At 60.3% G+C, this 13,708-nt stretch carries 12 protein-coding genes; 8 read left to right on the plus strand and 4 right to left on the minus strand.

The genetic code is table 11. From position 1 onward, the window contains the following. The 3 genes from WCE35_RS25200 to ppsA form a co-directional block, all read left to right on the plus strand. Positions 1-2,393, plus strand: a 2,393-nt coding sequence (locus WCE35_RS25200; protein WP_424596017.1) for a Lon protease family protein, incomplete at its 5' end; no start/stop codon positions are given. A 2-nt stretch (positions 2,394-2,395) separates the two neighbouring features. Then, positions 2,396-3,256, plus strand: coding sequence for a hypothetical protein (locus WCE35_RS25205; protein ID WP_424596018.1), 861 nt, complete (start codon positions 2,396-2,398; stop codon positions 3,254-3,256). A gap of 298 nt (positions 3,257-3,554) precedes the next feature. After that, positions 3,555-5,966 carry a phosphoenolpyruvate synthase gene (gene ppsA, locus WCE35_RS25210; protein WP_424596019.1) on the plus strand — a complete coding sequence of 804 codons (2,412 nt, stop codon included), beginning with the start codon at positions 3,555-3,557 and terminating at the stop codon, positions 5,964-5,966. An 80-nt stretch (positions 5,967-6,046) separates the two neighbouring features. Here ppsA and WCE35_RS25215 read toward each other — a convergent pair whose 3' ends face one another. After that, the gene (locus WCE35_RS25215; RefSeq protein ID WP_424596020.1) at positions 6,047-7,207 is read right to left on the minus strand and encodes an agarase; all 1,161 of its coding nucleotides are present in this window, start codon (positions 7,205-7,207) and stop codon (positions 6,047-6,049) included. An 18-nt stretch (positions 7,208-7,225) separates the two neighbouring features. On the opposite strand from WCE35_RS25215, the gene WCE35_RS25220 reads away from it, so the two are divergent. From WCE35_RS25220 to WCE35_RS25240, 5 genes are all read left to right on the plus strand, one after another. Beyond that, positions 7,226-7,408, plus strand: a complete 183-nt coding sequence (locus WCE35_RS25220) for a hypothetical protein (RefSeq protein WP_424596021.1) — start codon at positions 7,226-7,228, stop codon at positions 7,406-7,408. Between the two features lie 164 nt (positions 7,409-7,572). Further along, positions 7,573-8,910 carry a GH1 family beta-glucosidase gene (locus WCE35_RS25225; RefSeq protein WP_424596028.1) on the plus strand — a complete coding sequence of 446 codons (1,338 nt, stop codon included), beginning with the start codon at positions 7,573-7,575 and terminating at the stop codon, positions 8,908-8,910. Continuing rightward, positions 8,907-9,890 (plus strand): glucokinase, encoded by a 984-nt coding sequence (gene glk, locus WCE35_RS25230; RefSeq protein WP_424596022.1) that lies wholly within the window; start codon positions 8,907-8,909, stop codon positions 9,888-9,890. Before WCE35_RS25225 ends, glk begins: the two co-directional genes overlap by 4 nt. Next, positions 9,883-10,851 (plus strand): 1-phosphofructokinase family hexose kinase, encoded by a 969-nt coding sequence (locus tag WCE35_RS25235; protein ID WP_424596023.1) that lies wholly within the window; start codon positions 9,883-9,885, stop codon positions 10,849-10,851. The genes glk and WCE35_RS25235 overlap by 8 nt, the downstream gene beginning before the upstream one ends. 137 nt (positions 10,852-10,988) lie before the next feature. Beyond that, positions 10,989-12,083 carry an SbmA/BacA-like family transporter gene (locus WCE35_RS25240; protein ID WP_424596024.1) on the plus strand — a complete coding sequence of 365 codons (1,095 nt, stop codon included), beginning with the start codon at positions 10,989-10,991 and terminating at the stop codon, positions 12,081-12,083. Between the two features lie 175 nt (positions 12,084-12,258). On the opposite strand, the gene WCE35_RS25245 is transcribed toward WCE35_RS25240, so the two are convergent. From WCE35_RS25245 to WCE35_RS25255, 3 genes are all read right to left on the minus strand, one after another. Then, on the minus strand, positions 12,259-12,726 hold the full coding sequence (locus WCE35_RS25245; protein ID WP_424596025.1) for a hypothetical protein: 468 nt from the start codon (positions 12,724-12,726) through the stop codon (positions 12,259-12,261). A 317-nt stretch (positions 12,727-13,043) separates the two neighbouring features. After that, positions 13,044-13,358 (minus strand): hypothetical protein, encoded by a 315-nt coding sequence (locus WCE35_RS25250; RefSeq protein ID WP_424596026.1) that lies wholly within the window; start codon positions 13,356-13,358, stop codon positions 13,044-13,046. Positions 13,359-13,436: 78 nt separating this feature from the next. After that, positions 13,437-13,708, minus strand: a 272-nt coding sequence (locus tag WCE35_RS25255; protein WP_424596027.1) for a universal stress protein, incomplete at its 5' end; no start/stop codon positions are given.

The raw sequence follows: 13,708 nt of genomic DNA on the forward strand, positions 1-13,708 counted from the left end.
CGGCCGAACAACTCTATCGTCCTACCGGTCTATCGAGCTTGCCGTTCGCGACGACTGCAGAGTTGCAGCCGATTGATGGACTAGTCGGCCAACCACGGGCCCTCGAGGCGATCCGGTTCGGAACGCAAGTGGGCAAGACGGGCTTTAACCTCTTTGTGATCGGTCCCACCGGCGCCCGCATGCAAGACGCCGTCAAGGCCGTGCTGGCCGGAGAAGCGCCGAGAGGCCCGGGTCCTTCCGATTGGGTCTATGTCCACAATTTCGCCGATCCGGACAAGCCAATCGCCATTAAACTTGCCGCAGGCCGTGCCCGCGCATTTCATGACGCGATGCACAAGCTGATCGACGATCTCAAATCCGCTCTGCCTGCGGCGTTCCAAAGCGAGGATTATCAGACGCGTCAAAGCGCCGTTGATGAGTCATTCCAGAAGCGGCAGGGCGAGGCCTTTTCCGCGCTACGTGACAAGGCCGCCGGAAAGGATATTGCCCTGCTGAGGACGCCGCTCGGATTTGCGCTGGCGCCCGTAAAGGACGGCAAGGTCGTCCCGCCCGATGAATTCAGCGCCTGGCCCGAAGCCAAGCGCCGCGAGGTGCAGGACGTCATCGAGGCATTGGAGAAGGACCTTGAGCATATCGTTCGTCAAGTTCCACGATGGGAGACGCAGCGGCGCGATGAAACACGTCAGCTCAACCGCGACACGGCAAAATACGCAGTCGACCAGATGATCGAGGATGCGAAAGCCGCCTTCGGCGACATTCCGAGGGTGGTGCAGCACATCGAAACGATTCGTACCGATCTTATCGAAAACGTCGGCATGTTCGTCGTCAAGAGCGAGGATGAGGAGAACAGAGCGGGCGTATTCAGGAGCGGAAGTCCATTCGACCGTTACGAGGTCAATGTTCTCGTCGCTCAAGATGGCGGCAAACCGGCGCCGATCGTCGAGGAACTGCATCCCGCACTTAGCAACTTGATCGGCCGCATTGAGTATGTTCCCCTGCACGGCGCGCTGCTGACGAACTTTCGCCTTATCAAAGCCGGCGCAATCCATCGCGCCAATGGCGGCTACCTCCTGCTCGACGCCCGCAGTGTTCTGCTGGAGCCGTTCAGCTGGGCCGCGCTTAAGCGGACGCTGCGGCGGGGTGAGATTGCGATAGAAGATATTGGCCGATTTCTGGGCCTGACGAGCACGGTGTCCCTGGAGCCTGATCCGATCCCACTCGATCTGAAGGTCATCCTGTTCGGCGATCGCATGCTGTATTATCTGCTCGCCGCCCTCGATCCCGAAATGGCCGAGCATTTCAAGGTTCTTGCCGATTTCGAAAACGATCTCCCGCGAACGTCCGAGAACGAAGCAATCCTCGCACGACTGCTGGCGACCCTCGCCCGGCGCGAAGGGTTGATCGCCCTGGATCGCGACGCCGTGGCCCTCGTGCTCGAACATGCGGCCCGCTCAGCTGAACATTCCAGCAAGCTTTCGTTGGTCGTAGAACAGTTGCGGGACATTTTGATCGAGGCAGATTTTTGCGCCCAGGAAGCAAAACGCGGCGTGATCTCGCGTGCCGATGTGGATAGCGCCCTGATGGCCCGTATCCGGCGCGCGGCCGGCCTGCGGGACCGGACACAGGAAGCCATCTTTGAAAAGGTGGCGCTGATCGACACCGTGGGAACGCATGTCGGCCAGATCAATGGCCTGAGCGTCACCGAACTCGGCGGATTTTCCTTTGGTCGGCCCACGCGCATCACCTGCCGGGTGAGGCCCGGCAGCGGAAAGGTCGTTGATATCGAGCGCGAAGTCGAACTCGGCGGGCCGCTCCACTCGAAAGGCGTCCTGATTCTCTCCGGATTCCTCGCAGGGCGATATGCGCTCGATACCCCGATGTCGCTGTTCGCCAGTTTGGTGTTTGAGCAGTCCTATGGCGGGGTTGAGGGAGACAGCGCGTCGTCTGCCGAACTCTATGCCCTGCTGTCGGCGCTGGCAGACGTCCCGCTGCGGCAGGACCTTGCGGTGACCGGATCGGTGAACCAGCATGGCGAAGTTCAAGCCATCGGCGGCGTCAACGAGAAGATCGAAGGCTTCTTCGACATTTGTGAGAAGCACGGCTTGACCGGTACGCAAGGCGTCCTGATCCCGCAGGCGAATATCCAGCATCTGATGTTACGCAACGATGTGAGAGAAGCCTGCGCGGTCGGCTGCTTTGCCGTCTATCCGATCGCCACTCTCGATGAAGGGATTGCGCTCTTGACCGGGCTTTCCGCCGGCGTGCGCGACGCGGACGGGACCTTTCCGATCCACAGCGTCAATCGTCGGGTTGAAGATCGACTGCGCGCCTTTGCCAGCATCCGCAAGAATTTCACCAGTCAGAGCAGCGCCCGCGGCGTATCGGCCGATTAGTCATGTCGAAGGAACCTCACAGCTTCAAGCGGCTCGTGCTGGGACTTCAGCCGGGCGCGCACGACCGCACGATGCAGCTGGCCGTCGAACTTGCCGACCTGCTCCATCTCGATCTGCTTGGGCTGTTCCTCGAAGACACGAGCCTGCGTGACCTGGCAGGCATTCCCTTCTCGCGCGAGTTCAGGTCGCTTGGCGGCGGCTGGCATACCATCGATCTCGATCAGCTGTCGCGCGACCTGGAACTTGTCGCACGCAGCATCGAGCGAAAGTTCATGGGCGCGGCAAAGCGGCTCCCCACCGGGTACCAATTCGAGGTCGCTCGGGGACCGATGGCCAAAACTTTCGCAACGGTCTCGCGAGCCGACGACATCGTCATGATCGTCGAGCCCCAAAACCCCGCCGAGCGGGCCACCCAGCAATTTCTGTGGCTGTTGGAAGCTGCCTTCCGATCAGCCGCCGCTGTTATGCTGGTTCCGCCGCACATTACTCGAACGAGGGGCGCTGTTGTCGCGATTGCGACATCGTCCGACGACCCAAGCATTCATGCGGCTGCCGCCATCTCATTCGCAGCGAAGGAAGAGCTGGTCATCATCGAAACCGACAGCCAAGATGCTGACGACCGGCGCATCCGTAAGCTTGCCGCTGATACCGGCCTCAACATTAAGCGTGTTACCGCGACCCGCACAGGACTAGTCGATCCGACCGCCTGCGCCCTGGCCTTCCGCCAGATTCAGGAGAGGCTGATTGTCATGACCCGCGGCGCCTTCGCGGATGGAGCAGCCTCAGCGATTGCCGCGGCGCGGCGGGCTCCTGTGCTGGTCGTCGAACCGCCGGAAATGGCGCCAGGTGAAGCCAATCCATGAGCAACCGCAACATATTGACCCCGCTGCAGCAAAAAATGTGAGCGTGATGAATGCTACGCGACCCAGCTTCTCGACCGCATTCGGCACTGACGCCTGGTTCCGGCTGAACCAGCGTGAGGTGAATGTCAGCAGCAGCGACAACGGGCTCTACCCACGCCGATCAGCCGAGCGATACCGATGCGGCGCCCGACGCACCGCACCCTTGGCCGCCGGATTCAATTCGACCAAAGCGCCATGAATGAGGGTGAGGTTTGACCTTCCTCAATACCGAGCAAATCCGAAGTGATTTATTGTTCGTATGTTGCACTATATCCGGTCTTTCCAGGATATCGGATTACACGACGTCGGGCTTGTCGGCGGCAAGACCGCGTCGCTTGGTGAACTGTGTTCGCTTCTGTCGTCCGAAGGGGTTGCCGTTCCCAATGGTTTTGCCGTCACGGCGCACGCTTATCGCGATGCGCTGTCGCAGCCCGGCATCGCGGGCAAGCTTCATCAGCTTCTCGACGGTCTCGACAAGCGCAAGATCAAGCAGCTCGCGGCCACGGCCGCCAAAGCTCGCGAAATCGTCTACATGGCAATGGATACCGGACCTCTCCGCGAACAGATCGTGGAAGCGTATCGGCAGCTTGAACGGGAGTCCGGAGCCGGCGTCGCTGTCGCCGTGCGAAGTTCCGCGACGGCAGAGGATCTGCCGACAGCCAGTTTTGCGGGCCAGCATGAAAGTTTCCTCAATGTGCGCGGCGTGGAGGATTTGTTCGAAGCCTGCCGGCGCTGCTTTGCCTCCATCTTTACCGATCGCGCGATTTCCTATCGCATCGACAACGGCTTCGACCACTTCAAGGTCGCCCTCTCCGTGGCGGTAATGAAAATGGTCCGCTCGGATCTCGCAGCCAGCGGCGTCGCCTTCACGCTCGACACCGAATCCGGATTTCGCGATGTGGTTTTCATCACGGGTTGCTATGGTCTTGGCGAAACCATCGTTCAGGGCAAGGTCGATCCGGACGAATTCTACGTTCACAAGCCGACCCTGAAACAGGGCTTCCGCCATGTCCTGCGGCGCCGACTAGGCGGCAAGCAGATCCGCATGATTTACGGCAAAGGCAGCGGCAGTCATGCGACCCTGACGCGGACAGTGCCAAGCGCCGAGCGGCGGAGGTTTTGCATTTCCGATCCCGAGGTATTGAGCCTTGCGGAAATCGCGGTGCGGATCGAGGAGCACTATTCGAACAATGCCGGCATTCCCATGCCCATGGATATCGAATGGGCAAAGGATGGCACCGACGGCAGGATCTACATCATTCAGGCGCGGCCCGAGACGGTTGCGTCGCAGCGTTCGCCGAACGTGTTCGAGACCTACACTCTCAAGGAGCACGGGTCTCTTGTCGTCAGTGGTCGCGCGGTGGGAGAAAAAATCGCCTCCGGACGCACGCGACGCATTGCGACAGCGCGAGACCTCGCCGCCTTCAAACCGGGCGAGATCCTGGTTGCGCCGGCCACCAGTCCGGACTGGGAGCCGGTGATGAAGATCGCTGCCGGCGTCATCACTGACAAGGGCGGCCGGACCTGCCATGCGGCCATCGTGGCGCGCGAGCTGGGCATCCCCGCGGTAGTTGGCGCGACGCACGCGACAGAGAAGCTCAAGACCGGGACGACTGTCACCATCTCCTGCGCCGAGGGGGACGTCGGACGCGTTTATCAGGGCGCGCTTGCTTTCGACGTGGCCCGGACGCCGGTCAGCGAGCTTAGGCAGCCGCGAACCGCGATCATGGTGAATCTTGGTACCCCGGAAATGGCGTTTCGGGTAGCAATGCAACCGCAGGCAGGTGTCGGCCTCGCGCGCATGGAGTTCATCATCAGCGAGCACATTCGTGCGCATCCGATGGCGCTTCTCAAGCCAGAGAAGATCGCCTCGGCGAAAGCGAGAGATGCGATCGCGCGTCTCGTCGCCGGCTATGATAGCCCCTCCGATTTCTTTGTTCAGACACTGGCTGAAGGGGTCGGCACGATTGCTGCCGCATTCTATCCCAAACCGGTGATTGTGCGGCTCTCCGACTTCAAGACCAACGAATATGCAAGCCTGCTCGGCGGCGAGGCGTTCGAGCCCAAGGAGGAGAATCCGATGCTGGGATTCCGGGGGGCTTCCCGTTACAGCCACCCCGCCTACGCCGAAGGATTCGCGCTGGAGTGCGCAGCGCTCCGCCGCGTGCGCGAGAAAATGGGTCTTTCCAATCTGCGCATCATGGTGCCTTTTTGCCGGACTGTCGAGGAAGCCCGCCGCGTGATCGCGACGATGGCGGCCCATGGACTGAAGCGCGGCGAAGGCGGGCTTGAGATCTACGTGATGTGCGAGATTCCGAACAACGTCATTCAGATCGACGCGTTCTCGGGGTTGTTCGACGGCTTTTCGATTGGCTCGAACGATCTCACCCAGCTGACGCTGGGGGTCGACCGGGATTCCGATATCGTGGCCTTCGATTTCGATGAACGCGATCCGGGGATGCTGGAGATGTTCAGACAGGCGGTGGTGGGCGCCAAGCGCAATGGACGACATGTCGGCATCTGCGGGGAAGCGCCCGCGAACCATCCGGAGATCGCGCGTTACCTGACGCAGCTTGGTATCGATTCGATCAGCGTCAATCCGTCGAGCGTGTTCCGCACCATGGCTGTGGTTCTCGAGGCCGAAACCAATCCGGCGAAGATCGCGGTTTGACGGCGGCGGGCTCTTGCCACGATCCAACATCAAGCGGGGGCGCCGTCTCGCCTTTAACCAGGTCTCGCCGGCGCCGGCCGCTAATCGTCGCGGGCGGCCTTCGCGTGAATCTGCTCCGCCGCGGCATTGACCCTGGTCATCGTTTCAGTCAGCTCGTGATAGGTGTTGTCTTCGATCGTGACTGTGCCGAAATTCGAGTTCTCTCCGTCAAAACGTCCTTCGGCCGGCTGATCGGCATGCTCGAACCAGTGATAGCCAACCACGGCCGGCTTCTGCAGGGCTGCACTGACGTAGCGTTCGAAACATCGGGCGCGCTCGATCTGGCTGGCCACCCGCGGACCGGCACCGCTGCTATTGGGCAGTCCGGAATCGTCGGCGCGGAAGGAAAATTCGGAAATCAGGCATGGCTTCCCGCTTGCCGCATAGGCATCGATAACCGGAACGGCGTCGAACTCGTAGCAATTGAAAGAGACCACGTCGAGGTAGCGGCCGGCCGCGGCGATCACACTCGATTGGACCTGATAGCCGAACCGCGAACCAATCACCAGATGATTTGGGTCGGCCGCCTTGATGGCGGCGACGCACAGATCGAAATATCGCTCGGCGACAATGGCCAGAAAGGCGTCGCAGTCCGCGGCGAATGCCGCGCGGGCGGGGTTGGCGAGGTTAGCCGTCGTCTCCAGCGCGTCGTTCAGGCCGCCGGGCGGCAGCCGGAAGTACGGCGGTTCGACATGGGCGATCCTGCCGAGTTCTTCCCACGATCGCGCCAGCGTGTGCCAAACCGCATTGAACTGGGAAAAATCCCGATAGTGCTGCTGTAACCTCGCGATGGCCGCGACCCGACCCGGGCGGTAAGCGGGCAAGTTAAGAAACAGCGTCAATAGCTCGTCGGCCCCTCGCCAGTCCGGCGACCAGTACAATTCGTTGTCGATAAATGCACCGATCATCCCGGGCTCGTTGCGCCGCCTCGCGCAATGATGATCGGCGTCTTCGCGAATGTGAGCTGAAAATGCGGGATCAAAAACATCGGGAAAGATCTGGTCGCGCCGGTGCCGCTTGAAGGAGGCGCCAAGCTCGTTCGTCGGTGCGGTCGCAAGCAGCGAGAATCCCGCGGTGGCAACGAGTTCATCAGACCAGCAGCCGAGCGTGTTGAATTTCCAGCTCGCCAGCCGATTTGCTGCCGCCGAGCGCCAGATGTGCTGGCTGCCGTATTTTGCCCGACACGCGTCGGCGTATGGCACGCGGCTGGTGTTTCCGACGTGATCCTGATCGAAGCGGACGGTATTCACGCCCTTGGAAAGAAAGCGGCCACCGTCAGGATCAACAAGCCAGAACACGCCGTCGCGTTCGTCAACGCGAAAAAAGCCGCTTCCGCGAAAACGGTCATCGGCGATTCCGCCCCATTTGGTTCTTTGCAATCGGATCCCCCAACGGCAGAATGACCACAATTCATCTATCGCATCGAGCGGTCGAGGATTCTTGATATATCTCAAGATCGTTTCATCGCCGGCCGGATTATTGGTATGGCGCCTGACACTTTGACCAGGCGGAAAGGTGAACAGTGAATTCGAACGAAAATTCGGTCGACGACCAAGCGGATCCTTTGATGCTGGCATCGGAATTGCCATCGATGGCTAACCTGCGTCCGGATTTCATCTGGGGCGTTTCCACCTCAAGTTTCCAGATCGAAGGCGCCGCGAAAGAAGACGGTCGAGGGCCGAGTATCTGGGACACCTACTGTCAAAACGGTGAGGTAAAGAACCACGACACCGGCGATGTGGCGTGTGACCACTACCATCGTTACCGGGAGGACGTCGCGCTGATGAAGCTGCTGGGCGTTCAGGCGTACCGATTCTCGGTCGCTTGGCCACGCGTGTTGCCGCAGGGGCGAGGATCCGCAAACGAGCCAGGCCTCGCATTCTACGATCGGCTGATCGATGAGCTGTTGGCCGCCGGCATCGAACCATGGCTGTGCTTGTATCATTGGGATCTGCCTCAAGCACTGGAGGATCTTGGCGGCTGGATGAACCGGGAGTCGGCGGCATGGTTTGCCGACTACACGACGCTGGTTGCGACGCGCTTCGGCGATCGGGTCAAGCGTTTCGCGACATTCAATGAGCCATCGATCTTCACCCTGTTCGGTCGCTCCATAGGCAAACGGGATCGAAGCAGCGAAGATAATCTCCATCGCACGATACACCACGTCAATCTTGCTCATGGTGCGGCCGTGGACGTGCTCCGCCAAGGAGTCCCCGATGCGTCGATCGGATGTATTCACAGTTATCAACCCTGCCGGCCCTTCGGCACGGGCGACGCCGATGCAGCGGCGGCCGTGCGCCTGAGCACTTACTGGAACAACGCCTTCCCCGATCCGCAATGTCGCGGCGAGTATCCGTCGTCCCTGCGAACCGCCATCGCACCGCACATCCAGCCGGGCGACATGGCACGCATTTGCCGTCCGGTCGACTGGTTCGGACTCAATCACTACAGCCCGGTCTACGTGAAAGCGCAGGCGACTTCGATGCTGGGCCTTAAAATCGGCGATAACCCGGCTGGCATTCGGCTCACTCCGATCGATTGGCCGATCGATCCGGAAGCCTTCAGCGAAGCGCTGCGGATCGTTGATGAGCGTTACGGGTTACCGATTTACGTTCTCGAAAACGGATACGGCAGCTACGACAAACCCGACCCGGCGGGAGCCGTGATCGACACGGATCGAATCGGGTTCCTGCGGGCCTATATCGCGGCGTTGAATGCCGCTGCTTCCGATGGCGTCGATGTTCGCGGCTATTTCATCTGGTCGCTGCTCGACAATTTCGAGTGGGACTCGGGATACAGCATACGGTTCGGTCTGACCTACGTCGATTATTCGTCGCTTCGGCGCATTCCGAAATCATCGTTCAACTGGTACAAGGATCTGATCAAAACGGCGCGTCGGCGATGAAAGCACCCTCCCTAAGACGAGCTTTCCGGAAGGTGTTGCTTGCAGACATTGGCGGAACCAATGCGCGCTTTGCCGTTTTGACCGAGGGAACCGTAGGCACGATTACCCATATGGCCGTCAGCGACCACGGCAGCTTTCGCGAGGCGTTCAGCTTGTATCTCGGCAACTTGCCGGAGGCCGGCACGATCCACGCCGCAATTCTTGCGGTTTCCGGAACGGTCCGGAACGGCCGCTGCGCGCTCACCAACAATCCCTGGGTGGTCGATGCAGCGGAGCTGCGCGCCGCCTGCGAATTTTCCACCGTGCGTCTGATCAATGATTTTGAGGCGGTTGCGTGGTCGCTGCCCCGCCTTTCCGGCGACAAACTCCTGCAGGTCGGCGGTCGACAACCGGTCAAGGGGGCGCCTCTCGCGGCGCTTGGTCCTGGCACCGGCCTTGGTATGGCGGCCAACATACCGCAGGCAAACGGTCACCTCGTGCTTTCGAGCGAGGGCGGCCATTCGACGTTGGCCGGCTGCTCGTTGCGCGAAGATGCCGTCATCAACCATCTGCGACAGCGGTTTGGACACGTCTCCGCGGAACGCGTTCTTTCGGGGAGCGGGCTGGAGAATCTTCATGAGGCTCTCGCGGTCCTGGACGGCGTTGTCTTGCCGAGGCGACGCGCCGCCGAGATCACCCGGAATGGGATCACGGGAACTTGTGCAACGAGCCAGGCCGCTATCGAAATGTTTTGCGCGATGCTTGGGACCGTCGCCGGCAATCTCGCGCTGACACTCGGCGCGAAAGGCGGTGTATATATTGCCGGCGGCATCCTTCGTCATATGCCCCAGTATTTTGTGAGCTCTCCATTCCGCGCGCGTTTTGAGGACAAGGGACGGCTTCGCAACTACCTCGAGCCGATTCCGGTTTTCCTGATCCTGGACGAGGACGTCGCATTCGTCGGTCTGCGCGCCTTGGCGGAGGTCGAAGGCATTGGCTGAAATCTCGTTGACCCAAATCGCTACGCTCACGATGAATCCCGCCGTCGACGTCTCGACAGCCGTCAAAAAAATGGTGCCCTTCACCAAAATGCGGTGTGCGCCCGGTAACCGCGACCCAGGGGGGGGCGGAATCAACGTAGCCCGGGTTCTGAAAAGGCTTGGCATTGAAGCAACGGCCATCTATCCGGCCGGTGGTACAACCGGACAGTTACTCGCGAATCTGATGGCGCGCGAAGGCGTGCGAAGTATTTCGATCCCCGTGTTGAATGACACGCGGGAGGATATGACGGTTTTTGACGAGACGACCCGCGAGCAGTACCGCTTTGTCTTTCCGGGTGCCGCGCTCAGCGAGGTTGAATGGCAAAAATGTCTGGGATCAGTTGCACTGATCCAGCCTTGGCCTCGCTTTGCTATTGCAAGTGGCAGCCTGCCCGCTGGAGTGCCGGATGATTTTTTTGGCAGATTTGCTCGCGTCTCGAGGGAGTCGCACAGCAAGGCAATCGTGGATACGTCCGGCCCGCTTCTGAAGGCAGCTCTGGAAGAAGGCGTCTATCTCATCAAGCCCAACCTTCGCGAGTTTCGGGAATTGGCGGGTATTACCTCCGTCGACGAAGGCACGCTCATCGAAACGGGACGTCGTCTGTTCGATCGCTACCGCATAGAAGTTATTGCTATTTCCATGGGACCCGATGGCGCCCTCCTCATGACTCGCGACGTTGCCTTGCGTGCGAACGGCCTGCCGATCGAGCCCCTCAGCGTTTCCGGCGCCGGCGACAGTTTCCTGGGGGCGATGGCATGGAGCCTGGCGAACGATGGCCGTCTCGATATGGCCCTGCGCTATGGCGTCGCCGGCGGCTCTGCCGCGCTGCTTAATCCCGGGACGGAGCTTTGTCGCCCCGAGGACGTTCATCGCCTTGCTTCCGAGGTGGTCGTAACACCGATTGCTCGCGATCATGAATAGCCGGGGACGTGCTCTGGACCGAATACGCGTCTCTGGATCGCAACAATTCAATTCGTTAAGAGCCACGATCCACGATATGAGACCTGGAGAGCATCTCGGAGTAGCCTGACACGAGCCACCACTTCGCGAGTAGACCCATGAAGCAAGGCACATATGTTGCTCCCAGCGAGCAGCAGCTGCTCTCCCGATTCTGGCAAAGCGCCCGCGGCTTCTGGGGGGGCGCATCAGCCGGGTGGGCATGGCTCCTGACTGCATTGCTGATCACGACCGTGCTCCTGCAATTGCTGACCCAGTATTGGCTGAACTACTGGAATCGCGATTTCTTCAACGCGGTCGAACGCAAGGATGGAGCGGAACTCGCGACGCAGGCATTGCGATTCTTGCCGATCGCGGCCGCCAGCCTTGCGCTCGCGGTGTTCTCGGTCTGGGGTCGCATGACCCTGCAGCGCAAATGGCGCGAGTGGCTGAGCAACAGCCTTTACGATGATTGGCTGGACAAGGACCGTTACGTCCGGCTCAGATTCATGCCGGGCGAGCATCAAGCGCCGGAATATCGGATCGCCGAGGACGCCAGGGTTGCCACCGACCTCCCCGTTGACCTCGTGCTTGGGCTTTTCTCGTCGATGCTCACGGCCATCACCTTTATCGGCATCCTCTGGGCGGTGGGAGGCAGCATGACCGTCGACATGTTCGGCCTGATGCTGACCATTCCCGGCTATCTCGTGGTGGCGGTCATCGTTTACTCGATCATCATCGCGGTGGCGATGATGTTGTTCGGCCGGCGCCTGACCCGGGTCGTGGAGGATAACAAGCGAACGGAAGCCGAGTTGCGGGCGATCGGAACCCATGTGCGCGAGAGTGGAGAAGGCAAAGCATTGCCGGATGACAGGAAGGACGGGCCTCGCGCGATCGGCGAGGCGCTGCGCGCGGTGATTTCGGTGTGGCGGGACTATTGTTGGCAGCTGATGCGCGTGACCGTGGTCTCGCACTCAAACTCACTGCTGACACCGGTGGTCGGATTGCTGCTCTGCATGCCCAAATATGTCGCCGGGACGATGCTGCTTGGCGAGGTCACGCAGGCAGCGGCCGCGTTCGTCGTGGTCCAGGGCGCATGCAATTGGTTCACCGACAGCTATGCACGCATCGCAGAATGGGCCGCTTCCGCCAACCGCGTGGCATCACTTCTGCTCGCGCTGGATCAGATCGATCGATCCGACACTACCGTGGCATAAATCTTTCCAGGAACGCTTGGATAGCTGATATCCAAGCCCGCCAAAGCAGTCGGCCTTGCTACCCTGCGCCCAGCATAGCCACGGCCCTCTCCTTGATGATAGTGCCGCGCTGGCGAACAAAATAACGGTTACCATTTTGCTTATGAAGGAACGAGACACGGGCGCGCCCCCGATGTCAGACTTTCGATGCGTCGGTAACTGCGCCTAACATCATCTCAATGCGCCCATTACCCCACATCGGCAGCAGCAGGCGCGCGTCGCCGGCTTCTCGTCTGCCATCGGAAGGAGCGGTGTCGATGGAAAAGGTTGGCGCATTGGTTTCGACCGTCACGCTGGCTTGGGCAATGAAGAATTTGAGCGGACTTCTGGGATCAATCTCGTCCGCGAACTTGCCCGCAAGATCACCGCCGTAACTCTGTCGGATCCTCTCCCCCACCAAGCTGAAACGGAACCGCTGCGGCTGTTCGAACACGTCGACCAGCATCAAACGATCAGCAAGATCGGGCAGCGCCGAGAGCTTCAGATCATCCGAAAAAGGGATCTTGTTCTCGCCCCGTTTCAAGCTCTTCCAGTAATCCCAAACACGATCGATATCCAAAGGCAATTTGGCGGGAAGACGAAAGGGTGGCGTCGCTCTGGTCATGGTTGGCTCCCCGGAAGGAACATCGACACGGTCGGCTCGACGAATTCATAAAGAGCCGCATTACCTCTGTCGGAATGTTGATTCATGTCAATCTCCTGTGGCGGACGAATGTACGACGAGATTGACGGGTCGCAAGCGACCAAATGCTGAAAACGCGGCTGCGCCATCTTGCAACCTCATGATCCAGGCTAGCATGATCAGTACCGGCTCGGCCATGATCACGCCGGAGCCCGCGGCTGGACTACCACCGCCTTCGCCTACATCGCCGACAAATACCACGCGTGCTTGGGCGCTCTTTCTTCCGCCGCGAGCGACGCCTAAGGAGATTCAATGAACCGCGCATGTCGGGACAGAACTATCGTCTCACACATGACTGCAGATTTCAGGATATGCGATGTTGCCCGCGAGCGATTGATCATCGCCGGCGCTACCCGCGCGATCGCATCATAGAGCGCTGGGCGCTCCTCCGTCAGACGCTCGACCGCTTTGAGAACCGCCATCGGATCGTCGACTTTCATCACCAGCACGTTGTGGTACGGACTGCGCGCGGCCGACCCAATATCCTGCAAGGCGCGGAGCGCCCGTCTGAAACCCTCCTGGTAGATCGTGACAATTATGTTCCAGTCTTTCACGCGCGGCCCCGGAGATTCCTCGATCTGGATCGGATCGCAGCGATGTAATAGTCCCCAGCCTCTGGTCAGGAATATCCATCAGGTCAACGACGCCAGCGGCGAGAAGAATCCCTGGTGCGGCGCGCGGAGGACGAGAACCGGGATGGGACTGTGTGTCAGCACCTTGACGGTTTCGCTCCCGAGCATGATCGCGGAAATCCCGCGCCGGCCATGCGAAGCCATGACAATCAGATCGCATGATTTTCGTGCCGCCGTCTCGATGATCGCCAGAAATGGCTGATCGTGCTCGACGTGCATCGTCTCGCAGCTCACGCCGGCTGCCAATGCGGCCTCCATCGCCACGTTGAGGT

This window comes from Bradyrhizobium sp., from assembly GCF_049691595.1.
GTDB lineage: Bacteria > Pseudomonadota > Alphaproteobacteria > Rhizobiales > Xanthobacteraceae > Bradyrhizobium.

What these genes read in the sequence shown, in the direction of transcription:
- WCE35_RS25205 (WP_424596018.1), top strand. Translation starts at nt 2,396, where the DNA reads ATGTCGAAGGAACCTCACAGCTTCAAGCGGCTCGTGCTGGGACTTCAG.
- ppsA (WP_424596019.1), top strand. Translation starts at nt 3,555, where the DNA reads ATGTTGCACTATATCCGGTCTTTCCAGGATATCGGATTACACGACGTC.
- WCE35_RS25225 (WP_424596028.1), top strand. Translation starts at nt 7,573, where the DNA reads ATGCTGGCATCGGAATTGCCATCGATGGCTAACCTGCGTCCGGATTTC.
- glk (WP_424596022.1), top strand. Translation starts at nt 8,907, where the DNA reads ATGAAAGCACCCTCCCTAAGACGAGCTTTCCGGAAGGTGTTGCTTGCA.
- WCE35_RS25240 (WP_424596024.1), top strand. Translation starts at nt 10,989, where the DNA reads ATGAAGCAAGGCACATATGTTGCTCCCAGCGAGCAGCAGCTGCTCTCC.
- WCE35_RS25245 (WP_424596025.1), bottom strand. Translation starts at nt 12,726, where the DNA reads ATGACCAGAGCGACGCCACCCTTTCGTCTTCCCGCCAAATTGCCTTTG.